This is a genomic window from Micromonospora sp. LZ37 (assembly GCF_059359015.1).
Genome location: NZ_JCADBL010000008.1, coordinates 1 through 21,236, shown reverse-complemented (window position 1 = coordinate 21,236; position 21,236 = coordinate 1). Strand labels below are relative to the sequence as shown.

The following is a 21,236-nucleotide window of genomic DNA, read 5'->3' as shown; positions in this document are numbered from 1 at the left end:
TAGGCAGGACGGGGTGGAGAGCCGGCGACCGGGCCCGGCCCGGCCACCGGCCGATGACGAGGCTCGCCACCGCGGGGGTGGCGGCGCACGTCTTCTTCGAACTCGGGGCCGGGGTCGGCATGCCGGCCGCGTCGATCCTGGGTCCGTTGCCCGCCGCCGGGGTGTGGGCCCTGGGCACCGGGACGGTGTGGCGGGCGGCCGGGACCCGCCCGGCGTCCGGCGACGCCGCCCTCGCCGTCTGCAACGCGGTCGGCCTGGCCGCGGTGCTCGCCCACCTCCGTGGCTGGCCGCGTCGGCGTACCCGCCTCGGCCTGCCCTGGTTGCAGGAGTGCGAGGGGCTCGGGCCGGAGCTCATGCCGTTCTACAACCCGATCCTGTACGTCTCCGGCGGCGCTGCCCTCGTCGCGCTGGCCCGGGAGAACCGGACGGCGCCGCGCTGGCTGGCGCTGCTGACGCTCGGGCTGGTGCCGGTGCTCATCGCGACGCAGCACGCCGAGCACTGGCGACTCAGGGAGCGGGCTGAGCGGCAGCCGGGCTGGTGGAACCGCCGACTCCGGTGACGGCGCCGACCCGGCCGGCCGGCGTCGCGCGCGGCAGAGCGTACGTTATCCGGTTGTTTGCCGGATTTCCCGCGCCCCAGCCCCGCGACTGGTTACCGTGACTGCGCGGTGCGGGTCCCCGCGCGACTCGCGGCCCTCATCCGGTGGCCGCCCAGGAGGTCACGGCCATGGATGTGATCGAGCTCTCGCGATTCCAGTTCGCGTCCACCAGCATCTTCCACTTCTTCTTCGTCTCCCTCACGGTCGGCCTCGCCCTGTTCATCGCCGTCCTGGAGACCATCGCGTTCGTCCGCAAGGACCGGCGCGGCACGTACGCGAACATGACCAACTTCTTCGGGCACCTGTTTCTGATCAACTTCGCGGTGGGCGTGGTCACCGGGATCGTGCAGGAGTTCCAGTTCGGCATGAACTGGAGCGAGTACGCCCGCTTCGTCGGTGACATCTTCGGGGTGCCCCTCGCGCTCGAGGTGCTGATGGCGTTCTTCCTGGAGAGCACCTTCATCGGCCTGTGGTGGTTCGGCAAGGACCGCCTGCCGGCGTGGGCGCGGCTGGCGAGCATCTGGCTGGTGGCGATCGGCACCCAGATCAGCGCGTTCTGGGTCGTGCTGGCCAACGCGTGGATGCACCGTCCGGTGGGCTACCGGATCGTCGGCGACCGCGCGGAACTGGTCAGCTTCAGCGAGGTCTTCTTCAACTACAAGGCGTGGCTGTACTTCGCCCACGTCACCGGCAGCGCCTGGACCGTCGCGGGTTTCTTCGCGCTCGCGATCTGCGCCTTCCACCTGCTGCGCCGGCAGAACGCCGAGGTGTTCGGCCCCGCGCTGCGGGTGGCGCTGGTGTTCGCCGCGATCGGCACGGTGCTCTCCGCGACGAGCGGGCACACCGAAGCCCAGGTCGCCCGCGTCGACCAGCCGATGAAGTTCGCCGCGATGGAGGCGCAGTGGGAGACCTCGGCGTCCCCGGCCCCCTGGTCGCTGATCGCGAGGATCGACGAGGAGCAGCGGAGCAACTCGTTCAACATCGAGATCCCGTACCTGGGCTCGGTGCTCGCCTTCAACCGGCTCGAGGGCCGCTACCAGGGCATGATCGAACTCAACGAGGAGTACCAGCGTCGCTACGGGCCCGGCGAGTACGTCCCCCCGGTGACCCCGGTCTACTGGTCGTTCCGGCTGATGGTCACCATCGGAGGGCTCCTGCTGCTGACCGCCTTCACCGGCCTGTTCCTCTGGTGGCGAAGACGCGACGGCCTCGACCGCACCCGCTGGTACCTGCGCCTGCTGGTGTTCCTGGTGCCGCTGCCGTGGGTGGCGAACTTCCTCGGCTGGATCGTCACCGAACTGGGCCGGCAACCCTTCATGGTCTACGGCCTGCTCACCACGGCCGAGGGCGTCAGCGCCAACTCCGTCGCCGAGGTGCTCACCGGCCTGGTCGGCCTGTGGGTGGTCTACCTGGGCCTCATCGGCCTGGACATCTACCTGCTGACGGTCACCGCCCGCGCCGGCATCCGGCACAAGCCCGAAGCCCAACTGGTCTCCACCCCGGCGCCGAGCTACTTCGGCGACGGCTTCCAGGGCTACGACAGGAAGAACTGACGCGTGGACCTGGTGACGCTGTGGTTCTGGTTGGTGGCCCTCACCTTCACCCTCTACTTCTTCCTGGAGGGCTTCGACTTCGGCGTCGACATCCTGCGCCCGCTGCTGGCCCGCACCGAGGCCGAGGAGCGGGCGCTGACCGGCACCATCGGCCCGTTCTGGGACGGCAACGAGGTCTGGGTGATCGCCGCGGCGGGCATCATGTTCTCCACCTTCCCCGCCTGGTACGGCGCCGTCTTCAGCGGCATGTACCCGCTCTTCGTCCTGATCCTGCTGGCCCTGCTGCTGCGCGGCGTCTCCTTCGAGTACCGCAACCAGGTCGACCACCAGCGGTGGCGCGACTTCTGGGACCGGATGTCCTTCGCCGGCAGCCTCATCCCCTCGTTCCTGTGGGGGCTCATCATGGCCAAGATCATCGAAGGGCTGCCGGTGAACCAGGAGGGCCGGGTGGTCAGCGACCTCGGCGACCTGTTCACCCCCTTCTCGATCGTCGGCGGCCTCGCCACCCTGCTGCTGTTCATGCTCCACGGCGCCAACTTCCTGCTGCTGCGGCTGCATGTCGGCTCCCCGCTGCACGACCGCGCCCGCACGGCGGCCCTGCGCTGGGGGGCGCTCGCGACCGTCGCCACCGTGGGGTTCGTCGTGCTGGGCTACGTCACCGAAGGGCTGTTCGCCAACTTCGGGATCCTGCCGTGGCTCTTCCCCATCGCGGCGTTCGCCACCCTGGCCAGCATCTGGCTCGCCCTGTCCCTGCGCCGCGACACGCTCGCGTTCGCCATGAGCGGTCTCACCATCGTCTTCGCCACCGTCACCGTCTTCATCGCCCTCTTCACCCGGGGCGACGTGCTGCCGTCCACCATCGACCCGGCCTACAGCCTGACCCTGGACGAGACGGCCAGCCGCCACTACACCCTCGTGCTGATGACCTGGGTGGGCGCCATCTTCCTGCCCCTGGTCATCGGCTACCAGGCCTGGAACTACCACGTGTTCCGCGAACGGGTCCGCCCCCACCAGGGCGGGCTGGACCAGGGCTACTGACCCGCCGCGCCGCGCCGCGCCGCGCCGCCGCTCCCGCGGTGGTGAGCGCGATCGGCGGTGGCGGCGAGGTCACGCGGCGACCGGCTGCTCCGGCTCCATCCGCTCCACCCAGCGGGCCCGCCAGGCCGGCGGCTCCCACGGCGATGTCGGCCTCGCCGCGGACGCGTGCGCCGCCCTGGGCCGGCCGGCGCCCGACGAATGGCCGGATTCCCGGCGGGTACGCGGACTTCGGTACGCGACAAAGGCAGGCCCTGACACGCAGCCGGAATGAGGTGTTCGCGATGAAGGTGAGGAACTCCCTGCGGGGGCTGAAGAACAAGGCGAACTCGATCGTGGTACGCCGCAGAGGCAGGACGTACGTCATCAACAAGTCCGACCCCCGGCAGAAGACCCGCCAGGGCTGACGGCGCCCGGCACCCACGGGGGTTGATCATGCAGTTGTGGTGGGCGTCATGCCCCGCTCCGCGGCTTTCGCGGGGCACCACAACTGCATGATCCACGGAGGGGGTCGGCCGCCGGTTTCGGTCATGTTGGTTTCGTTATCAATTTCTCGGAGGGATGCGGGGCTGGTCTTAAAACTGTCATAAGTGGGGGGTTCCGGCGGCTTTCGATGCCGTTACGGAACCCGTTCTTCGCTATCGTCCCCGGCGTTCAGTCATCCGCTGAAACAGTTCCGGGAGGATATGACGATGTCGGTTCGTGCACGCGGTGCGCGGTGGCGTTCCTGGTCGGCTCGGGGGCCCGTCTCCGGCGCGGTCGTGGCCCTGGCCGTGGCGGTGGCCCTGGCCGGCTGCAAGGACGCCAAGGTGGAGCCGGTGGGCCGGAGCTCGCCGTCGGCGGAGGCGACCCGCACCGACGCCGCGCCCGGTCCGTCGCCCGATGCGGCGACCTCCGCGCCGAGCGCGCCGGCGTCGACCGGGGCCCCGGCGCCGCGGCCGGCGGGTGCGTCGGCCGGCGCCGGCATCGGAGGACCGAACTGGTCGGCCACGCAGTTGCCGCCCACCCAGGGTGGCCGTCACCTGTACGTCTCCGGCCGGGGGCGGGACAGCAACAACGGGCTCTCCCGGGCCACGCCGGTGCGGACCCTGCAACGGGCCGCGGACATGACGCGGCCCGGTGACACGGTGCTCGTCGGCGACGGGGAGTACACCTCGCCGGAGAACTGGAACGTCCTCAACATCACCCGCCCCGGCACGCCGGACCGGTGGATCACCTACGCCGCCTACCCGGGCGAGCGGCCGGTGGTGCGGCCGATGCGGAAGAACTGGCAGGGCATCCACGTCGGCGCCGGTGCGGCGTACATCCGGGTGGTCGGCTTCACGGTGAAGGGCCAGCGTGCCAACCTCACCCCGCAGCAGATCCGGAAGGCGCAGCGGGGTGACGGCTCGGATCCGGCGATCTCCGCGAACTGCATCGCCGTGGACGTGCAGAAGAACCAGCGGCCGATGGTCCGGCCGCACCACGTGGTGATCTGGGGGAACACCGCGACCGACTGCCCGCTGGTCGGCATCTCGGCCCAGTTCGCCGACCACGTGACCGTCGAGAACAACGTCACCGCCTTCAACGGCTTCTACTCCCCCTACGGAGGCAGTGGCATCTCGTTCCACGGCAGTTGGAACTCCGACGCCGGCACCGGCCACAAGATGATCATCCGAGGCAACGTCTCGTACGGCAACAAGATGCTGGTGAAGTGCATCTGCGTCGATTTGAAGGCGGTGACCGACGGCAACGGCATCATCGTCGACTCGACGAACAACAAGAGCTTCGCCGCGCCGCCGCTGAGCCAGGCCCCCTACGCGGGCCGGACGCTGGTCGAGAACAACATCACCTACGACAACGGCGGCCGGGGCATCAACGTCTTCCAGAGCCTGCACGTCGACGTCGTCAACAACACCCTGTACCGCAACGCCACCCACCCGGCGATCGACTCCGACCTCGGCGTGGTCCGCGCCGAGGACGTCACCGTCGCCAACAACATCGTCGTGGCGGGCCGTGGCGAGAAGGCCGTCGGCACCGGCGACAGCCGGAACGTCCGGTTCGACAGCAACCTCGTCGTCGGGTCGTACCAGGGGCCCAGGGACGCCCGGTTGCTGACCGGTGACCCCGGTTTCCGCGACCCCGCCGCCGGCGACTTCCGCCTGACCAGCGGCAGCCCCGCCATCGACAGCGGCACCGGCGCGCTGGCCCCGAAGATCGACGCCACCCGCTCGGCGCGGGCCGGGAAGGTCGACCGGGGCGCGCTCGACCACCGCTGACGGATCCGCCGCACCCGGCGTCCCCGCTCCCGCCGCAGGCCAGTGGGGACGCCGGTCGGTCGGCCGACGACGGCCGGACGGGCCCGCCGGCCGTGCCCGGCGGCGGGGTCGCGCGATCGAACTCGGCGGCGCGGCGTGCTTCGTAGAATCGCTGCCATGCCGCGCATCGTCCAGCTGCTGGCCTCGCCCGTGCACCGCTACGTGGGCCGGCCCGCGGACGGCCCGGCCCCGGCCCCGCCCGGCGAACTGGTCGACCGGGTCCGGCTCCGGGCCGGCCTCGGCATCGTCGGTGACCGGTACTTCGGCAAGGCGGCGCACCGCGAGGCGAGCGTGACCGTGATCGCTCAGGAGTCGTTGCCACCCGGCGTCGGCCTGGCGCAGGTCCGGCGCAACGTCCTCACCACCGGCATCGCCGTGGACGAGCTGGTGGGGTCCGTGCTGACCCTCGACTCCGGAGACGGCCCGGTCAGCCTGCGGGTCCACGGGCCGGCGCGACCGTGCGCCTGGATGGACGTCAGCGTCGGCCCGGGCATGTGGAAGGCGCTGCGCGGCCGGGGCGGCATCCGCTGCTCACCCCTGAACGACGGCATCCTGCGCGTCGGTCCGGTCGAGGTCCGCGTCGACGGCTGACCGGTCACCACCGGGGCGCCGTACCCACCCCCGCAGCGGGCTGGGTGGGGCGCCCTCGGGGGCCGGGCCGGCGGTGGGCGCTCGTCAGCCGGTGACGTCCATCGCCCGGGACACGGCGTAGGTGTCCTCGTACAGGTGCAGGCGCACGAGCTTGCCGTCGGCCGCGGTGAAGTGGAAGGCGACGGGGGTGTCGAACCGGCGGCCGGTCGCCTTCGCCGTGTGGGTGAAGTGGCCCAGTGCCACGGCGTCGGCGCCGTCGACGAGAACCTTGTCGAAGGTGATCTCGCTGGCGCCGGCGACGAGGGCGGGCCACAGCAGCTTGAAGTACTCGGGCACCTCCTCGCGACGGGAGCGACGGCCGACCCAGGGCAGCCGCTCGTCGCCCGGCACGAGCCAGTCGATCTCCTCGGCGAAGACGTCGGCGACGCCGTCGGCGTCCCCCTCGCCGAGCAGGCGGAAGAACGTCCCGACGGTCTCGCGGACGCTCTCCTCCTGGGTGTGCTGCGACATTGCTACCTCCGGTGTGTCGGGAGGGATCCGCACCGGTGTCTGCCGGGCACGGGTCGCCTCCGGTGCTGCGAACGGGTCGCCGGCCGAGGGGGCGCCTGCCCGACCTGCGCCGACGTCTCCCCGCGGTTCGTGGATCTATTCAGTACCGATCGGTACGGCAGCCGACGCTAGCAGCCCCGCCGCCCGCCGCCAAATTTCCGTACCGATCGGTTGTGGGGGTGCCCGCTCAGTCGATGGCCTCCGGTCCCAGCAGCCGGATCTCCTCGATGTCCAGCGCGGCCTGCACCTCCCGCAGCACCGCGTCGTCGATCTCGTTGTTGTCGCGCAGCCGGGTGACCTCGCGGCGCTTGTGCTCCAGCACACTGAGCCGCAGCCGGCGGTCCAGCTCTCCGACCCGGGCCGCCTCCTGGTCCGCGCCGGCGGCGAGGGTGTCCTCCAGGTGGCGCTGGTAGTCGGAGCGGAGCCGCTCTACGGTGTCCGCCCCGACGCCCAGCCCGGCGGCGACCTCCGGCAACGCCGCCAGGCCCGCCCGGGTGGCGGCCGCTCTGGCCCGCCGGACCTCGTGCTCGCGTTCCACGTCACCCGTCAGGCCCGCCCAGCTGACCACCGCCGGCAGGGTGATCCCCTGGACCAGCATCGTCAGCACGATGACCACCGCCGTGCAGAAGACGATCAGGTCGCGCTCCTCGACCAGCGCCCCCGACGTGGTCGTCATCGGCACGGCCAGCGCCGCCGCCAGGGACACCGCGCCCCGGAAACCCGCCCACCCGGACGCCGTCCGGATCCGCCACCCGTCGCGGCGGTCCCGCTGCGTCGCCCGCCGGTCGAGCAAGCGGACGGGGTACGCGGTCAGGTGCACCCAGATCATCCGGGTGGCCATGATGACGCCGGTCACCACCACCGCGATGATCAGCGCCTGCGCCGTCGACGTGCTGGTGATCGATTCCACCGCCCGGGGGATTTGCAGGCCGACCAGGACGAAGAGAGCGCCGTTGATCAGGAACGTGGTGAGGTCCCAGAAGGTGTACGCCAGCACCCGGGAGCGGGCCCGGATGATCCGGGGCTGCACGTAGGAGATGATCAGGCCCGCCACCACCACCGCCAGGACTCCGCTGGCGTGGACGAGCTCCGCGAGGAGGAACGCGGCGAACGGCGTCATGACGCTCAGCGCGCCCTCGCGCAGCGGGTCGTCGAGGCGGCGACGGATCAGGATCACCACCCCGGCGGTCAGCAGGCCGGCGGCGACGCCCAGGAGCGCCGACCCGGCGAACCGGCCGAGCAGGTGGGGGGCGTCGGGCCAGGTGCCCCCCGCGATCAGGCCGACCGCGACGGAGAAGAGCACCAGCGCGGTCCCGTCGTTGATCAGGCTCTCCGCGCGCAGGGTGGTCAGGACCCGCCGGGGCATCCGCTTCGCCAGGCCGGCGACCGCCGCGGCGTCGGTCGGCGCCAGCACCGCGCCCAGCACCCAGGCCGCGGCCGGCGCGACGCCGAGCCGCTGCGCGACCAGCGACACCACGACCATCGTCACCGCCACCAGCGCCACCGCGAGCAACGCGATCACCGGGAGGTTGGCGCGGATCTCCCGCAGGCTGACGACGAGGCTCTCCCGGTAGAGGATCGCCGGCAGGAACAGCAGCAGCACCACCTCGGGGTCCAGCACCACGTGCGACAGCGGCGGAAGGAGCGCCAGCAGCGCGCCCATGGTGATGAGCAGGACCGGCGGGGCCACGCTGTACCGACCACCGAGGGTGGTGCCGACCAGCACCGTGGCGCCCAGCACCACGATCAACAGGAGGGGGCTCACCTCGTACTCCCGGGCCACGGCCACGCCCGGCCCCGCCGGTCGCGGCGGCCGGACGGCGGTCCGCCACGCGGCGTCGCGGAGCGCCCGCGCCGGTCGTGTGCCACTCCGACATCGTGGTACGGCTGCCGGACGAGGCAGGGGAGAACGGTCGATTTCACGGTGCGTGGCCGACGGTCAGGCCGCGCGCCCGGTTGACCGACCGGGCCGCGGGCCCGCGACCGCGTACCCTGGCCACGTGGATCAAGAAGACCGCATCGCCCTGTTCCTCGACTACGAGAACCTCGCGCTGGGTGCCCGTGAGCACCTCGGCGGCATGGTCTTCGACCTGCGTCCCATCGCCGACGCGCTGGCCGAGCGGGGGCGGGTGGTGGTCCGCCGGGCGTACGCGGACTGGTCGTACTTCGACGAGGACCGCCGGATGCTGACCCGGTCGCACGTCGAGCTGATCGAGATGCCGCAGCGGATGGGCGCGTCGCGCAAGAACGCCGCCGACATCAAGATGGCCGTGGACGCCGTCGAGCTGGCGTTCGAGCGCCAGTACATCTCCACGTTCGTCATCTGCACCGGCGACAGCGACTTCACCCCGCTGGTGCACAAGCTCCGCGAGCTGAACAAGCGGGTGATCGGCGTCGGGGTCGAGAAGTCCACCTCGGCGCTGCTCCCGCCCGCCTGCGACGAGTTCCTCTACTACGACCGGCTGGAGGGTGTAGACGTCCCGCCGGCGCGTAGCCGCCGGACCCGTCCGGCGCGGCTGCCCAGCCCGGAGACGCCGCAGGTGGAGCAGGAGCCGGAGCTGGCGCCGGCCGTCGAGGAACCGGTACGCGACGTCGACACGCTGTCCGTCTTCGTGGCGCAGACGGTGGCCGGTCTCCAGGGCAGCTCCAGCGGTGAGGTGACCGCCTCCACGTTGAAGCGCACGCTGCTGAGGAAGGATCCCACCTTCAGCGAGTCCGACTACGGGTTCCGCACCTTCGGCGAACTGCTGCGGCACCTCGCCGAGCGCAACGTGGTCGAGCTGGCGGAGGGCCCGGCCAAGGGCGACCCCGAGGTCTCCCTGCCCGAGCACGGCGATCGGGAGGTGGCCTTCGGGCTCCTGGGCTCCGTGGTCCGGGACCTGGCCGGCGACGACGGCGCGGTGGCGCTCTCCGGCCTGAAGAACCAGCTGCGCCGGGCGCGGCCCGACTTCAGCGAGAAGAAGCTCGGCTACCGCAGCTTCCTCCAGTTCTGCAAGGCGGCGGCGACCAGCGGCATCGTCGACCTGCGGTGGAGCCCCGACGCCGACGACTACCTGCTCACCACACCCACTTCGTGACCGCGCCGACGGCCCCCGCCGGGGCCGCGAGCTGCCCTCGCGCCCAAGATCGCGCTCGATCCAGGAAGTAGTGGCCTCCCCGACGCTGGGAGGCCACTACTTCCATGTTCGAGCGCGATCTCTCGCGTCGCGCCCGCAGCCGGGGGCGGGGGGTCGGACAGCCGTGAGCGGCGGGGCCGGCCGCCCCGCCTCAGGGCAGGTCGGCGCGGTAGGCGGCGGCGAGGCGTTTCGGCGCGCGGGCGTACCAGGCCTCCAGCACGAGCTCGGTCAGCTCCGGCAGGGCGATCCGGTCCAGCCGGACCAGGACCGCCGGGTAGTCGTCGAAGTGCGGGGTGGTGAAGTAGACCGCCGGATCGTCGGCGAGCAGCGCCTCCTTCGCGCCGAGGTCGGGCACCTGCGCGCCGAGGATCGGCCCGTCCGGCGCGTCCTCGCCGAGGGCGGCGAGGTCCGTCCGCCGCAGCGGCCGTTCCCAGACGAAGTGCCTGTCCCGTACCCGCCAGGCCGGCAGGCCGTCGTGCGACGGCCGCTCCGTCGTCTCCGGCAGCGCGAGCGCGATCCGGCGTACGTCCTCCCAGGTGGCCATGGGCTCACGATACGTCCGTCGGCGTCGCCGGGACGCCCGCCGCCGTCGGCGCGGCGGGGCCCCGGGGTGGCGGGTCAGGGCAGTGGACGGGTGATGTCCCGCGCGTGGTCGGCGAGCGCCGCGCCGACCACCGTCGCCTCCAGCGGCAGCACCTCCAGACAGCGGCGTACGGCCGCGGCCATCAGCGTGTTCGGCACCCGCATGGAGAGCGTGCAGTGCGGCACCCAGCGTCCCGGCCGGTACTGCTCGGCCAGCTCGATCCCGGCCCCGGCCAGCCGCTCGTGCACCAGGGCGTGGTGGGCCAGCAGCTCGGCGGTCGGCGTCACACCCAACCAGAGCACCCGCCCGACGAACTGCCCGGCGTGCTCGAAGCGCAGCCGCAGCGGGGCGGCCACCACCGTTCCGCGCAGCGCCTCGGCGACCCGGTCCGGGTCGAAGCGCGGCGCCACCGCGAGCGAGACGTGCGGCCGGTGCCGCTGCGCCAGCAGGGACCGCATGCTCTGCACGCCCTCGGCCTCCAGGGCGTCCCAGAGCACCCGGACGCGCCGGGTGGCGTCGGTGTCCAGATAGAGCTCCAGCGCCGCGACCACGTGATCACCCTAGAGCCCGGGCGTTCACCGCCCCGCGCCGGCGGTACCGGGCGGCGAACCGGAGCGGTGACCGGCCAGGGTGGATGACCGGCCGCCCGCATCCCTACGGCGCACCCGGCCCGCTCGGCGTGACCGTCACCCGTCGGCGCGGCGCCGGGCCGCCCGGGCGAGCAGGTGGAACGCCTGCGCCTCGGGCGACGTGCCGGGGCGCGCGAAGTCCGGCGCGCCGCTGACCGGGGTCACCATCCCGTGCGCGTCGACCTGCCGTTCGGCGGTGGCGAGCAGGTCCCGCCCGGTGTCGGCGTACGACGGCGGCAGCCAGCCGTCGGTGGCGCCGGTCAACGTCGCGTACGCCAGCATCTGCGCCGCGTTGGTCTCGACGAAGGTGGCCGGGTCGTCGAGCACGTCGTGGAAGAGCCCGTCGGCGCGGCGGTGGGCCAGGGCGGCGTCGAGCACCTGCCGGGCGTGTCCGGCCAGCTCCGCCCGGGCCCCCGCCGGCCAGTCCACCGGCGGGCGCAGTGCGCGGGCGATGCCGGCGACGACCCACCCGTTGCCGGTGCCCCAGTGCTCCGGACGCACCCGCACGCCGCGGTCCTCGTCCCACCGCGCGGCGTAGAGGCCGCTGCGGTCGTCGTGCAGCCGGCGGCGATGGCCGTGCACCTGCGCGGCCGCCCGCGCGGGGTGGCCGCAGCGGGCCAGCGCCGGCACCACCATGTACACCGTGTCCGCCCAGACCTGCCGGTTGCCGAGCAGGTGGAACAGGGTGCCGTCGGCGGCCCGGGGCGCCCGGGTGAGCAGCCAGTCGAGCTGCCGGTCCAGCGCCGGCGACCAGCGACCGCCCGGATCGGCGAGCGCGGCGTGCCGGACCGCCTCGACGCAGGCCGCGCCGTTGACCGCGCCGTCCTCGCCCGACACGTCACCGAGCCGGCCGTCCGGGTGCTGCCGGGTGACCGCGGCGTGGGCCAGCAGCACCGCCTCGTCGTCCAGACCGAGGTCGAGCAGCGCGTGCGCCGCCACCCCCTGCTCCCAGGACTGCCGCTGCATCGCCAGCAGCGCCGCCAGCACCCGTGCGGTCCGTCGGTCCTCCAGTGCGCGCATCTCGCCCTCCCGTCCCTGCGGGTACCCCGTTCCGCCGGCTGCCGCGCCTTCGACGAGCAGGGAGTTTCACCCGCAGCGGGTGAGCCGGGGTCACCCCCTCGCCTGCGATCGTCCTCGAGCGTGCACCGTACGGACCGGGGGAGGGGCAGCGATGGCGTCGTCGGTGACGGAGCAGCTCGAACGGCTCGACCCCGCGCGGCGGCCCGACCTGCCGGAGACCACCGCCGGCACGCTGCGCCTCGACCTGCGCGACGACGGTCACACGGAGCACTGGTACCTCACCATCCACGACCAGCGCGTGACCGTCAGTCGGTCGGCCGAGGAGGCGGAGCTGGTGGTCAGCGCGGACCGGTCGGCCTTCGACCGGCTGGCCACCGGGCAGACCCACGTGGCGGCGGCGCTGGTGCGCAACGAGATCAGCGTGCGGGGCGACATGCGGCTGCTGATGGCGCTCCGACGGATCTTCCCCGGCCCCGCCGGCGCGCGGCATCCCCGGGAGGTCGGCCGGCGACGGGACGGGCACCGGTGAGGCAGGAGCGGGTCTGCGTCATCGCCGGCAACGTCTTCGCGGTCAGCGACTCCCACGGCGACATCGAGGTGGACCCCCGCGTCCCGGTGGGGCTCTTCTCCTTCGACACCCGTTTCCTGTCGCGCTGGGTGCTCACCGTCGACGGGGAGCGGCTGCACACCCTCTCCCGTGACGAGACGGCCTACTTCGAGACCCGGTTCCTCCTGGTCCCCGGCGCCGCCAGCCACTACGTCGACGCCGACCTGTCGGTGATCCGGCACCGTTCGCTCGACGACAGCTTCACCGAGCGGATCACGGTGCTCAACCACGGCGCCGAGCCGGCCCACCTGGTCGTGCGGATGGAGGTCGGTGCCGACTTCGCCGACACCGCCGAGATCAGTGACCTGCCGCCCCGACACACCACGGTGAGCGCCCGTTCCGACGACGGGGTGCTGCGGCTGCGCTACGAGCGGGAGCGGTTCAGCCGGGAGACGATCGTCTCCAGCACCGCCCCCGCCGAGGTGGACCGGGGTGGCCTGACGTACCGGATCAGCGTCCCGCCGCACGGCCAGTGGATCACCGACCTGCACGTCGGGATGGCCATCCGCGGCGAGGGCGGCCGGGACATGCGGGCGAGCCTGGAGTCGCACCGCCAACGGGTCCGTCATGACATGCGCGAGGAGCTGCGCGGCTGGCTGGACCGCGCGCCACAGCTGGTCGCCCAACGCAGCGCGCTGCCCGCGGCGTACGAGGGCGCGCTGACCGACCTGGCCGCGCTCTGCTACGAGCCGCTGTCGATGGCCGGGCGGGTGCCGGTGGGCGGGCTGCCCTGGGGAATGGCCCTGTACGGCCGGGACGCCCTGGTGACCTGCCTGCAGACCCTGCCGTTCACCCCCGAGCTGACCTCGACCACGCTGCGGCTGCTCGCCCTGCTGCAGGGCGGACAGCTCGACGACTACCACGACGAGGAGCCGGGCAAGATCCTCGCCGAGCTGCGCTACGGCGAGGCCGCCGGCTTCGACGACCAGCCGACCGCGCTCTACTACGGCGCCGCCGACACCACCCCGCTCTTCGTGATCCTGCTCGACGAGTACGAGCGCTGGTCCGGCGACACCGCGCTGGTCCGGCAGCTGCGCCACCCGGCCCGGATGGCGCTGGACTGGATCGACGAGTACGGCGACCTGACCGGTGACGGCTACCTGCGCTACCAGCGCCGCAACCTGCGCAACGGACTGGTCAACCAGGCCTGGAAGAACTCGCCCGACGCGATCGTGCACGCCGACGGACGGGAGCCGGAGTTCCCCCGGGCGACGTGTGAACTCCAGGGGTACGCCTACGACGCGAAGATCCGCGGCGCCCGGCTGGCCCGGGAGTTCTGGCACGACCCGGCGTACGCCGACCGGCTGGAGCGGGAGGCCGCCGCGCTCAAGGAGCGCTTCAACCGGGACTTCTGGCTGCCGGACCTGGAGTACTACGCGCTGGCCCTGGAGCCGGACGGGACCCCGGTGCGGGTGCTCTCGTCCAACCTGGGGCACCTGTTGTGGAGCGGGATCGTCGCCGAGGAGCGGTCCGCCGCGCTCGCCGGCCACCTGCTCGGGCCGCGGCTCTTCTCCGGCTGGGGGGTGCGCACCCTCGCCGAGGGCGAGCGCCCGTACAACCCGGTCGGCGTGCACCTGGGTGCGGTGTGGCCCTCGGACAACTCGCTGATCGCCGCCGGGCTGCGCCGGTACCGCCACGACGAGGAGGCGGCCCGGGTCGCGGCCGGCATCTTCGCCGTGGCCGAGGTGCTCGGCGGGCCGCTGCCCGAGGCGATCGCCGGCTACCCGCGCGCGGTCACCAAGTATCCGGTGCAGCTGCCGTTCGCCGGCCGCCCGCAGTCCTGGTCCTCCGGCGCGCTGCTGATGCTGCTCGGCACGGTGCTCGGCCTGCGGCCGTGCGGGGACAACCTGCTGGTCAACCCGGCCCTGCCAGAGGGCTTCGGCCGCGTCGAGCTGCTGGACGTGCCGGGCCGGTGGGGGCATGCCGACGCGTACGGCCGGGACCGCTCCGAAGCCCGGGGCCGCCGGCCCCGCCTACGCTGACCGGCCCGCTTCCCGCGCAATGCCGTCGCGCCCGGCGACCGCCACCGTCCGGCGACCGGACCGGCGGCGGTTCAGCGCCGGCCGGCGGACGCGTCCGGCGTGACGCCCCCGACCGGCTCCGGCGCGGCGTCGCCGACCGGCTCCGGCGCGGCGTCGTCGGGGGCGGGGAGCACCGTTCCGCCCGTGGGTCGCGCGGCGGCCCGGCGGGACAACCCGCGGTCGACGCCGACGAAGAGCAGGCCGAGCAGCCAGAACGTGACGGCGAAGAAGACGGTGCTGACCGAGACGCCGTCGTAGCCGAGCCGCCCGGCGTCGAGGAACGGGTACGGGTACCGGTGCACGATCAGCCCGCGCACCAGCGCGAACCCCAGGTACGCCAGCGGAAAGGCCAGCCACCAGGCGGCGTACCGCGGGCGCAGCCGGCCGCGTCGGTCGAACAGCGTCCAGTCGGCGATCGCCAGCAGCGGCACGATCGTGTGCAGGAACTGGTTGCCCAGCGCCTCGCCGAGCGCCCGGTCGGGCTGCGCCATCGCGAACGGGCTGGCGGGGTTGGCCAGCACCAGGTGGTACACCACCCCGGTGATGGTGATGTAGAGGGTGACCGCGCCCTTGAGCGCCGACGGCGGTTCGGGTCGGTCCCGGGCGGCCCGCCAGGCGGCGTAGCCGGCGAGGAGTCCCACCGCCACGTTGCTCTGGATGGTGAAGTACGGCAACAGGCCGGTGACCGTGGCAGGGCCGAGCGCGGTGAGCACGACCCCCGCCAGCACGCCGAGGGCGATCGTGAGGCGGAGGGCCATCGCCGCCCGTCGACGTCGCAGACTCATCGGGGCACGTTACCAGCCGGTACGGTCACCAGCCCGGCGGCGTCGTCGGGCGGGTGGTCAGCGGGGACCCGGGCCCCGCGGCGTGCGCCGGCCCGCCGGGGTGTCGTCCAGGCCCGGCGGGGTGCTCGGGGCCGGGGCGGGGACGCTCGGCTTGCCGGCCGGGGTGGGTCTGGCCGGTTCGTGTGACGCCCTGCCGCTCGGCCGGGTCCCGGGTGCCGAGCCCGGGCGGCCGGTGGTCGGATCCGGCGACGCGTCGGGGTCGTCCCGGTCCGCCACGGCCTGCTCGCAGTAGTCGGCGACCTTGTCGCGGCCTCCGGCGCTGGTGATCAGGTCGGTGAAGACCGGGTTCTCCAGGGTCCGGCCCGGGTTGTCGCCGGCGTCCGCACGGTAGGCGCGGCAGAGCCCGAGTATCGCGGCGTCGGGCGTCGGGCGCCGCGACTCCACGGTGGACGGCGGGGCCGAGCGTCCGGGGCGGGAGCTGGTCGGGGAGATCAGGCCCGGGGCGGCCGACGGGACGGAGGGCCGGTCGTCGGTGCGGTCCAGCGGACCCGGCAGCGTGTCGGTGGCGGCGGCCAGCGCGACCCCGCCCGTGGCGGTCACGGCGAGCGCGGCCAGGGCGACCTTCAGCCCGGCCAACCCGGCCAGCGCACGCGGCCGGGCGGGACGGCTCGGCACGGGCAGCGGCAACCCGGCGCGCGCCCTCCGGAACGCCTGCACGGCGTCGCTCTCTCCGCGCAGTTCGTCGGGGTGGGGCGCGGCGCGAACCGCGGTCAGGAGCGCCACGAGGGGCCCTGGGCCGTCCTGCGGGTTCACGACCGGCCCGCCGAGCAGCCGCTCGACGGTTTCCTGGTCGATGCCATGTGCTTTCATCTCGTGTCCCTCAGCGCCAGCAGGCCGTGGGACGTCACACCACAGGGCTCCCGGGTGGCGCTGATCACGCCAGGTCAGGGGCCGGTCGCCACCCCGTGACCCGGGGCAGCCGGGTCGCCCCCGGGCTCAGCCCATCGTCCTGGCCCCGTCGGTGGCCTCGCGCAGGATGTCGGCGTGCCCGGCGTGCTGCGAGGTCTCCGCGATGAGGTGCAGCACCACGCGCCGCGCCGACCAGCGCGCGCCCGGCTCGAACCAGGGCGCGGCCGGCAGCGGGTGCGACGCGTCGAGGTCGACGGTGGCGATCAGCTCGTCGGTGCGGGCCGCGACCTCGGCGTAGCGGTCGAGCAGACCGGCCAGCGTCTCGCCCTCGGTCATCCGGAACGCGGCCGCCCAGTCGACCGGCTGTTTCTGCATCGCCTCGGCGCCGCCGACCATGAACCACGCCCACCGCTCCTCGGTGACGGCCACGTGCTTGATCAGGCCGCCCAGGCACAACTCGCTGACCGTCGTCCGGGCCGCCGCCTGCTCGTCGGTGAGGCCCCGCACGGTGTGCCGCAGGAAGCCCCGGTGCCGGCCCAGGGTCTGGGTCAGATCCGCCCGCTCGTCGGTGAGCACCCGCTCCGAAGTGGTCATCGGTCCGCCTTCCGTCGATGTCGTCGGTGCCCACCCTAGGGCGGCCCACCGACGATTCCGGGTAGGTCACGCGGTCGTCAGCGGTTGCCGATCCGGCCGGGTGGCGGTGCACTGAACTACATGGCGGTAATCAAGGTCGGCACGTCGTCCTGGGCGGATGCGTCCCTGCTGCGCTCGGGCTGGTACCCCCGCACCGCGAGGACCCCCGCCGACCGGCTCGGCTTCTACGCCGGACGGTTCGGGCTGGTCGAGGTGGACACCTCCTACTACGCCGTACCGGCGCCGGAGACCACCGCCGGCTGGGTCGAGGCCACCCCGGACGGGTTCACCTTCGACGTCAAGGCGTTCAGCCTCTTCACCGGCCACCCGACCCCGGTGTCCATGCTGCCCAGGGACCTGCGGCCCGACTCCGGTCCGGCCCGCGTCCGCCAGCGGGACCTGCCCGAGTCGTCGTACGAGGAGCTGTGGGCCCGGTTCCGCGCGGCGCTGGACCCGCTCGCGGCGGCCGACCGGCTCGGCGTGGTGCTGCTGCAGTTCCCGCCGTGGCTGGTGCGCGGCGAGCGCGCCCGACGGCGGATCGTGGAGCTGGCGCGGCGGTGCCGGCCCTGGCGGGTCGCGGTGGAGCTGCGGCACGGCTCCTGGTTCGACGGTGCGGCCGCGGCCGAGACGGTGACCTTCCTGCGCGACCACGACCTCACCATGGTCTGCGTCGACATGCCGCAGGGCCATCCCTCGTCGGTGCCGCCCATGATGACGGCGACCGCCGAGCCGGCGATGGTCCGCTTCCACGGGCACAGCGCCGAGTGGGTGGGCGGCAGCAAGGAGGACCGGTTCCGGTACGCCTACTCCGACGACGAGCTGGGCCGGTGGGCCGAGCTGCTGACCGACCTGGCGCGGGACGCGGGGGAGCTGCACGTGCTGTTCAACAACTGTTGCGAGGGCCAGGCCCAGCGGGACGCGGGGCGGCTCGGCGCGCTGCTCGGCCTGGCCCCGGCCGCCCAGCGCGCCGCCGTCTGACCGGTTTGTCGCTTCGCCGGCCGGGTACCGCCGTCTCGACGACAGGAGGTGCGGCGATGAGCGAGGAGCCACGGCGGCCGGGCGTACCGGACGACGCGCGGGCCCGGCAGGTGCGCGAGGCCGAGGAGGCACACGGCGGCAGCATGGCGCCCGGACTGGTGGACGAGGCCGGCCGCCCGGTCGCCGAGCCGCCGCCGGGGCCGGGCGGTGACGAGGACGGCACCGGCTCCTGACCGGTCCTCGCCCGGGGTGCCGCCGCGACGGCGGCACCCCGGGCGTCGCGCTGTCGGGGTCAGTCCCGGATGACGCCCTCCGGGCGCATCGCGGTCTCCTCCTCCAGGGCGTTGTCGGGCAGGTCCCCGCCCACCGAGTCGTCGGGGAAGGTGCGGCGGGAGGGGGCCGGATCGGGCGGGGCGCCCGGTCCCGCCTCGATGAAGCGGGTCGGCTCGACCGGGCCGAAGCCGTGCCGACCGGCCGGGCCGGTCGGCGCCGCGGCCGCACCGGCCCGGCGGTCACCCCGCCGTCCCTCGGGCACGGCGGTCTCCTCGCTGCCCTCGTCCATCGGGTCGTGCTCGCCGGCGCCCCAGGGCGGGTCGGCGTCGAAACCGTCGGTGGTGCCCCAGGGAGCGGCGGATTCCGGTCCGCGTCCGGCGCCGCCCCTCGGTGCCTCGTTCGCCGTCATGGCCACCTCACTGGTCGTCGTGGTCCCGACTGTCCGTCCAGGCCGCCCGACCGGCCGGCGGGGCCGCCGTCGGCGTGCGACGGCCCGCCCCCGCGCCGGCCGGGTCGGGTAGGGCGGTCAGCCCGCCATGGCCATCCGGCGCTTCCCCGCGCCCATCGTCGCCAGCTTCCCGATCGTCGCGGGCGCGCTCAACATCCCGCCCGCGCGGCCGAAGACCCCGCGGAACACCTGGCCGGGCTTCTGCTGCTCACCCATGTACGAGGTGACCACGATCAACGCCCCGGTCAGCGCCGGGATCGTCCACTGCAGCAGCTTCATCTGCCGCTGACAGGATGCCACGTCGGCCGGGGTCTGGTGGTTCGGCTCGGTGGTCCCCCCGACCGGCGAGGCGCCGGCCTTCTCCAACTTCATGCCGAGCAACCGGCTGTACCCGGTGACCGCGAGCGCGCCGACGGTGAGCGCCGTCTTGAGCGCGCTCACCTTCCCCACCCCGGCCTGGGAGAAGACCCGCGGGCTCTCCGCGGCCAGTTCCCCCACCGCGCCGGCCAGATGGGCGCCGATCGCCGCCGCGTTGACCGGGGTCCAGCGGGCCCATCCCGCCGAGGCCACCGGGAGCCGCTGGGTCGAATCGCTGATCCGCGAGGCCGCGCCGTTGACGCCGAAGGCTCCCATCAGGGAGCCACCGAACCAGGCCGCCAGACCCAGATCGTGCATGGAGCGCAGTGCGGTGTGCCGTTCGGACATCTGATCCCCCTCCACCGTATTCGGGCGCAGCGGCATACCCGCCGTTCACCCTCCTACTCATCCGATCCGGACCGGTGGACCGGGAGGGCGTCCCGTTCGCGGCGTCCGTCCGGGTCCGCCCGGCCCGGACAGGAGTCGACCGCCGGCCGGCGGGTAGGCAACCGCACGGAACGAGAGGGAGGAGATCGGGATGACGCAGCCGGACGAGAGCCGCGAGAAGACCGCCTCGACCGACGCGGTGCTGATGCACCCGGGCAGCGACCCGCGTCGCAAGACCAAGCAGGAGCCCCCGCCGCCCGAGCGGGGCGAGGTGCGGGTGGAGCGGGACGGGAAGCTGGTCCCCCTCGACCAACTCGACTGATCCCACCGGGCGGGCGACCAGCTGTCGCCCGCCCGCAGGTCAGCCGGGAGGCAGGGTGGCGGCGAAGTCGGCCACCCGGCGGGCCAGCGGCCCGCCGGCGCGGACCCAGGTGAAGTGGTCCAGGGGTACGCCGGCCTCGGCGACCGTGTAACGGTGCCGGGTGACCGGCGCCGCGGTGAGCTTGGCGCAGAGCAGATCCAGCGTGCCGTGCGGGGTGTACTGGTCGTCGTCCACGCTGACCGCCAGCACCGGAGTGGCGACCCGGCGCACCGCGGCCTCGGCGTCGACCCCGTCCAGCACCGGGAACCGCCCAATCCGCGCGGTGTGCGCCCAGTCCCGGATCACCCCGCGGGCCTGCCGTCCGCCGAACCCCCATCCCGGCCAGACGCCGAGCACGCGGGAGACCGCCGCGATGCCCTGGGTGTACGGCAGCACGCCGTACCGCCGGGCGCCGGGATAGCCGCGCCAGTAGGGCACGCCCACCGCGAGCAGGGCCAGCCCGTCCACGGCGGCGGAGCCGTGCAGGGCGAGGTGCAGCAGCGCCGCCTGCCCACCGAGGGAGTGCCCGAGCAGCAGCCGGGTCCGGCCGTCCAGCCGGGGCTTGAGCGCCTCCAGGACCGCGCCCACGTCGCCGGCCAGCTCCGCGTAGCCGTACCGGCTGGCCCGGCCGGGCGGGGGAGTGCTCGCGCCGGTGCCCCGCAGGTCGGCCACGACCACGGCCAGGCCGGCGGCGCGCAGCGCGGCGGCGAACGGCCGGTAGTACCGGGCCCGGACGCCCATCGCCGGCCAGAGCACCACCACCGGCGCTCCGGGCGGCCCGTTCGGTTCCGGATAGGTCTGGATGCCGATCCGTGCCCCGTCGACGTCCACGAACTCCTGGCTGTACTCCGGTTCGCCGCTCACCGGTGCAGCCTACGGCGGCAACCTACCGGCGGGTAGCCAAGGGCGCGGCGCGCTCGACCCGCCGCGCCGCGACCCGTTCCACCCGGTCCACCGCGGCCAGCACCGCCGGTACGTCCAGCGCCGCCAGCGCCGGGTGCACGGCCACCTCCTCGACCGGCTCGCGCGGCCCCACCCAGAGCGCCTGGTGCCACGGCCGGTCCGGGGGTGGGCCCCACTGGGCGGGCGGGACGGGGCCGAAGAGCAGTACGGACGGGGTGGCGTAGCCGGTGGCGAGGTGTCCGATGCCGGTGTCGCCGCTGATGACCAGGCGGGCGTGGGAGACCAGCGCGGCCAGCTCGCCGATCCCGGTCTCCCCGGCCAGCACCGCGTCGGCGGGCAACCCGGCCAGGGCGCACACCTGCTCGGCGGTGCTCCGCTCGCCGGGCGTCCCGGTCACCACCACCCGGTGCCCACGGGCGGTGAGGGCGCGGGCCACCTCGGCGAACCGGGCCGGCGGCCAGCGCCGCTGCGCCGCCTTCGCTCCCGGGTGGACGATGCTGACTCCGGTGGGCAGCCGGCCGGGGGGTGGTCGGTGCAGGGTGAGGTCGGTGCGGTCGGTGGGGATGCCGTACCAGGCGAGCAGGCGGCACCAGCGGTCGACC

24 protein-coding genes and 1 pseudogene are annotated in these 21,236 nt (G+C 73.8%); 12 read left to right on the top strand and 13 right to left on the bottom strand.

Going from position 1 to position 21,236, the window contains the following annotated elements; genetic code table 11:
• The first annotated feature begins 53 nt into the window (after positions 1–53).
• The 6 genes from AC5L3Z_RS17470 (at position 54) to AC5L3Z_RS17445 (ending at position 6,075) form a co-directional block, all read left to right on the top strand.
• A complete protein-coding gene (locus AC5L3Z_RS17470; protein WP_494843278.1) occupies positions 54–560 on the top strand; it encodes a hypothetical protein in 507 nt (168 codons plus the stop codon).
• A 167-nt stretch (positions 561–727) separates the two neighbouring features.
• Positions 728–2,152, top strand: a complete 1,425-nt coding sequence (locus AC5L3Z_RS17465) for a cytochrome ubiquinol oxidase subunit I (protein WP_494843276.1) — start codon at positions 728–730, stop codon at positions 2,150–2,152.
• Positions 2,153–2,155: 3 nt separating this feature from the next.
• Positions 2,156–3,190 (top strand): cytochrome d ubiquinol oxidase subunit II, encoded by a 1,035-nt coding sequence (gene cydB, locus AC5L3Z_RS17460; RefSeq protein ID WP_494843275.1) that lies wholly within the window; start codon positions 2,156–2,158, stop codon positions 3,188–3,190.
• Positions 3,191–3,471: 281 nt separating this feature from the next.
• Entirely contained in the window at positions 3,472–3,594 is a 123-nt protein-coding gene (locus AC5L3Z_RS17455) for a ribosomal protein bL36 (RefSeq protein ID WP_334524974.1), read from the top strand.
• A gap of 285 nt (positions 3,595–3,879) precedes the next feature.
• Entirely contained in the window at positions 3,880–5,445 is a 1,566-nt protein-coding gene (locus AC5L3Z_RS17450) for a right-handed parallel beta-helix repeat-containing protein (protein WP_494843274.1), read from the top strand.
• Positions 5,446–5,601: 156 nt separating this feature from the next.
• Positions 5,602–6,075 carry a molybdenum cofactor biosysynthesis protein gene (locus AC5L3Z_RS17445; protein WP_494843273.1) on the top strand — a complete coding sequence of 158 codons (474 nt, stop codon included), beginning with the start codon at positions 5,602–5,604 and terminating at the stop codon, positions 6,073–6,075.
• Between the two features lie 84 nt (positions 6,076–6,159).
• On the opposite strand, the gene AC5L3Z_RS17440 is transcribed toward AC5L3Z_RS17445, so the two are convergent.
• Together AC5L3Z_RS17440 and AC5L3Z_RS17435 are read right to left on the bottom strand one after the other, a co-directional pair.
• The gene (locus AC5L3Z_RS17440; RefSeq protein WP_494843272.1) at positions 6,160–6,585 is read right to left on the bottom strand and encodes a nuclear transport factor 2 family protein; all 426 of its coding nucleotides are present in this window, start codon (positions 6,583–6,585) and stop codon (positions 6,160–6,162) included.
• A 226-nt stretch (positions 6,586–6,811) separates the two neighbouring features.
• Positions 6,812–8,389, bottom strand: a complete 1,578-nt coding sequence (locus AC5L3Z_RS17435) for a Na+/H+ antiporter (protein ID WP_494843271.1) — start codon at positions 8,387–8,389, stop codon at positions 6,812–6,814.
• Positions 8,390–8,624: 235 nt separating this feature from the next.
• Here AC5L3Z_RS17435 and AC5L3Z_RS17430 point away from each other — a divergent pair, with 235 nt between their 5' ends.
• Positions 8,625–9,701: an NYN domain-containing protein gene (locus tag AC5L3Z_RS17430; protein WP_494843270.1), complete on the top strand. Its 1,077-nt coding sequence runs from the start codon at positions 8,625–8,627 to the stop codon at positions 9,699–9,701.
• 190 nt (positions 9,702–9,891) lie between these two features.
• Here AC5L3Z_RS17430 and AC5L3Z_RS17425 read toward each other — a convergent pair whose 3' ends face one another.
• The 3 genes from AC5L3Z_RS17425 to AC5L3Z_RS17415 all read right to left on the bottom strand — a co-directional run bounded on the left by AC5L3Z_RS17425 (position 9,892) and on the right by AC5L3Z_RS17415 (position 11,972).
• Positions 9,892–10,284, bottom strand: coding sequence for an MmcQ/YjbR family DNA-binding protein (locus tag AC5L3Z_RS17425; protein WP_494843269.1), 393 nt, complete (start codon positions 10,282–10,284; stop codon positions 9,892–9,894).
• 74 nt (positions 10,285–10,358) lie between these two features.
• Positions 10,359–10,874: a 2'-5' RNA ligase family protein gene (locus tag AC5L3Z_RS17420; protein ID WP_494843268.1), complete on the bottom strand. Its 516-nt coding sequence runs from the start codon at positions 10,872–10,874 to the stop codon at positions 10,359–10,361.
• A gap of 135 nt (positions 10,875–11,009) precedes the next feature.
• Complete coding sequence (locus AC5L3Z_RS17415) at positions 11,010–11,972, bottom strand: glycoside hydrolase family 88 protein (RefSeq protein WP_494843267.1); 963 nt, start codon at positions 11,970–11,972, stop codon at positions 11,010–11,012.
• Positions 11,973–12,123: 151 nt separating this feature from the next.
• Between AC5L3Z_RS17415 and AC5L3Z_RS17410 the strand changes: the two genes are divergently transcribed.
• The gene (locus tag AC5L3Z_RS17410; RefSeq protein ID WP_494843265.1) at positions 12,124–12,501 is read left to right on the top strand and encodes an SCP2 sterol-binding domain-containing protein; all 378 of its coding nucleotides are present in this window, start codon (positions 12,124–12,126) and stop codon (positions 12,499–12,501) included.
• Entirely contained in the window at positions 12,498–14,561 is a 2,064-nt protein-coding gene (locus AC5L3Z_RS17405) for an amylo-alpha-1,6-glucosidase (RefSeq protein WP_494843263.1), read from the top strand. The genes AC5L3Z_RS17410 and AC5L3Z_RS17405 overlap by 4 nt, the downstream gene beginning before the upstream one ends.
• A gap of 71 nt (positions 14,562–14,632) precedes the next feature.
• Here AC5L3Z_RS17405 and AC5L3Z_RS17400 read toward each other — a convergent pair whose 3' ends face one another.
• From AC5L3Z_RS17400 to AC5L3Z_RS17390, 3 genes are all read right to left on the bottom strand, one after another.
• Positions 14,633–15,385, bottom strand: coding sequence for a Pr6Pr family membrane protein (locus AC5L3Z_RS17400; protein WP_494843262.1), 753 nt, complete (start codon positions 15,383–15,385; stop codon positions 14,633–14,635).
• Positions 15,386–15,442: 57 nt separating this feature from the next.
• Positions 15,443–16,255: a hypothetical protein gene (locus AC5L3Z_RS17395; protein ID WP_494843260.1), complete on the bottom strand. Its 813-nt coding sequence runs from the start codon at positions 16,253–16,255 to the stop codon at positions 15,443–15,445.
• A 126-nt stretch (positions 16,256–16,381) separates the two neighbouring features.
• The gene (locus AC5L3Z_RS17390; RefSeq protein WP_494843259.1) at positions 16,382–16,888 is read right to left on the bottom strand and encodes a DinB family protein; all 507 of its coding nucleotides are present in this window, start codon (positions 16,886–16,888) and stop codon (positions 16,382–16,384) included.
• 120 nt (positions 16,889–17,008) lie between these two features.
• On the opposite strand from AC5L3Z_RS17390, the gene AC5L3Z_RS17385 reads away from it, so the two are divergent.
• Positions 17,009–17,905, top strand: a complete 897-nt coding sequence (locus tag AC5L3Z_RS17385) for a DUF72 domain-containing protein (RefSeq protein ID WP_494843258.1) — start codon at positions 17,009–17,011, stop codon at positions 17,903–17,905.
• A 56-nt stretch (positions 17,906–17,961) separates the two neighbouring features.
• The gene (locus AC5L3Z_RS17380; RefSeq protein WP_334616358.1) at positions 17,962–18,138 is read left to right on the top strand and encodes a hypothetical protein; all 177 of its coding nucleotides are present in this window, start codon (positions 17,962–17,964) and stop codon (positions 18,136–18,138) included.
• Between the two features lie 59 nt (positions 18,139–18,197).
• Here AC5L3Z_RS17380 and AC5L3Z_RS17375 read toward each other — a convergent pair whose 3' ends face one another.
• Positions 18,198–18,587 (bottom strand): hypothetical protein, encoded by a 390-nt coding sequence (locus AC5L3Z_RS17375; protein WP_494843256.1) that lies wholly within the window; start codon positions 18,585–18,587, stop codon positions 18,198–18,200.
• A gap of 117 nt (positions 18,588–18,704) precedes the next feature.
• A complete protein-coding gene (locus AC5L3Z_RS17370) occupies positions 18,705–19,331 on the bottom strand; it encodes a hypothetical protein (protein ID WP_334524931.1) in 627 nt (208 codons plus the stop codon).
• Between the two features lie 190 nt (positions 19,332–19,521).
• Between AC5L3Z_RS17370 and AC5L3Z_RS17365 the strand changes: the two genes are divergently transcribed.
• On the top strand, positions 19,522–19,692 hold the full coding sequence (locus AC5L3Z_RS17365; protein WP_334524928.1) for a hypothetical protein: 171 nt from the start codon (positions 19,522–19,524) through the stop codon (positions 19,690–19,692).
• A gap of 39 nt (positions 19,693–19,731) precedes the next feature.
• Here AC5L3Z_RS17365 and AC5L3Z_RS17360 read toward each other — a convergent pair whose 3' ends face one another.
• The 3 genes and pseudogenes from AC5L3Z_RS17360 to AC5L3Z_RS17350 form a co-directional block, all read right to left on the bottom strand.
• Positions 19,732–20,595 (bottom strand): alpha/beta hydrolase family protein, encoded by an 864-nt coding sequence (locus tag AC5L3Z_RS17360; RefSeq protein ID WP_494843255.1) that lies wholly within the window; start codon positions 20,593–20,595, stop codon positions 19,732–19,734.
• 22 nt (positions 20,596–20,617) lie between these two features.
• A complete protein-coding gene (locus tag AC5L3Z_RS17355; protein ID WP_494843721.1) occupies positions 20,618–21,130 on the bottom strand; it encodes a glycosyltransferase family 9 protein in 513 nt (170 codons plus the stop codon).
• Positions 21,073–21,236: pseudogene (locus tag AC5L3Z_RS17350) on the bottom strand (hypothetical protein); the annotation flags it as partial. The pseudogene AC5L3Z_RS17350 and the gene AC5L3Z_RS17355, both read right to left, overlap by 58 nt.

Coding starts and splice junctions, on each gene's coding strand:
- AC5L3Z_RS17470 (WP_494843278.1), top strand. CDS start 54: ATGACGAGGCTCGCCACCGCGGGGGTGGCGGCGCACGTCTTCTTCGAA.
- AC5L3Z_RS17465 (WP_494843276.1), top strand. CDS start 728: ATGGATGTGATCGAGCTCTCGCGATTCCAGTTCGCGTCCACCAGCATC.
- AC5L3Z_RS17455 (WP_334524974.1), top strand. CDS start 3,472: ATGAAGGTGAGGAACTCCCTGCGGGGGCTGAAGAACAAGGCGAACTCG.
- AC5L3Z_RS17450 (WP_494843274.1), top strand. CDS start 3,880: ATGTCGGTTCGTGCACGCGGTGCGCGGTGGCGTTCCTGGTCGGCTCGG.
- AC5L3Z_RS17445 (WP_494843273.1), top strand. CDS start 5,602: ATGCCGCGCATCGTCCAGCTGCTGGCCTCGCCCGTGCACCGCTACGTG.
- AC5L3Z_RS17440 (WP_494843272.1), bottom strand. CDS start 6,585: ATGTCGCAGCACACCCAGGAGGAGAGCGTCCGCGAGACCGTCGGGACG.
- AC5L3Z_RS17425 (WP_494843269.1), bottom strand. CDS start 10,284: ATGGCCACCTGGGAGGACGTACGCCGGATCGCGCTCGCGCTGCCGGAG.
- AC5L3Z_RS17415 (WP_494843267.1), bottom strand. CDS start 11,972: ATGCGCGCACTGGAGGACCGACGGACCGCACGGGTGCTGGCGGCGCTG.
- AC5L3Z_RS17410 (WP_494843265.1), top strand. CDS start 12,124: ATGGCGTCGTCGGTGACGGAGCAGCTCGAACGGCTCGACCCCGCGCGG.
- AC5L3Z_RS17400 (WP_494843262.1), bottom strand. CDS start 15,385: ATGAGTCTGCGACGTCGACGGGCGGCGATGGCCCTCCGCCTCACGATC.
- AC5L3Z_RS17395 (WP_494843260.1), bottom strand. CDS start 16,255: ATGAAAGCACATGGCATCGACCAGGAAACCGTCGAGCGGCTGCTCGGC.
- AC5L3Z_RS17390 (WP_494843259.1), bottom strand. CDS start 16,888: ATGACCACTTCGGAGCGGGTGCTCACCGACGAGCGGGCGGATCTGACC.
- AC5L3Z_RS17385 (WP_494843258.1), top strand. CDS start 17,009: ATGGCGGTAATCAAGGTCGGCACGTCGTCCTGGGCGGATGCGTCCCTG.
- AC5L3Z_RS17380 (WP_334616358.1), top strand. CDS start 17,962: ATGAGCGAGGAGCCACGGCGGCCGGGCGTACCGGACGACGCGCGGGCC.
- AC5L3Z_RS17375 (WP_494843256.1), bottom strand. CDS start 18,587: ATGACGGCGAACGAGGCACCGAGGGGCGGCGCCGGACGCGGACCGGAA.
- AC5L3Z_RS17370 (WP_334524931.1), bottom strand. CDS start 19,331: ATGTCCGAACGGCACACCGCACTGCGCTCCATGCACGATCTGGGTCTG.
- AC5L3Z_RS17365 (WP_334524928.1), top strand. CDS start 19,522: ATGACGCAGCCGGACGAGAGCCGCGAGAAGACCGCCTCGACCGACGCG.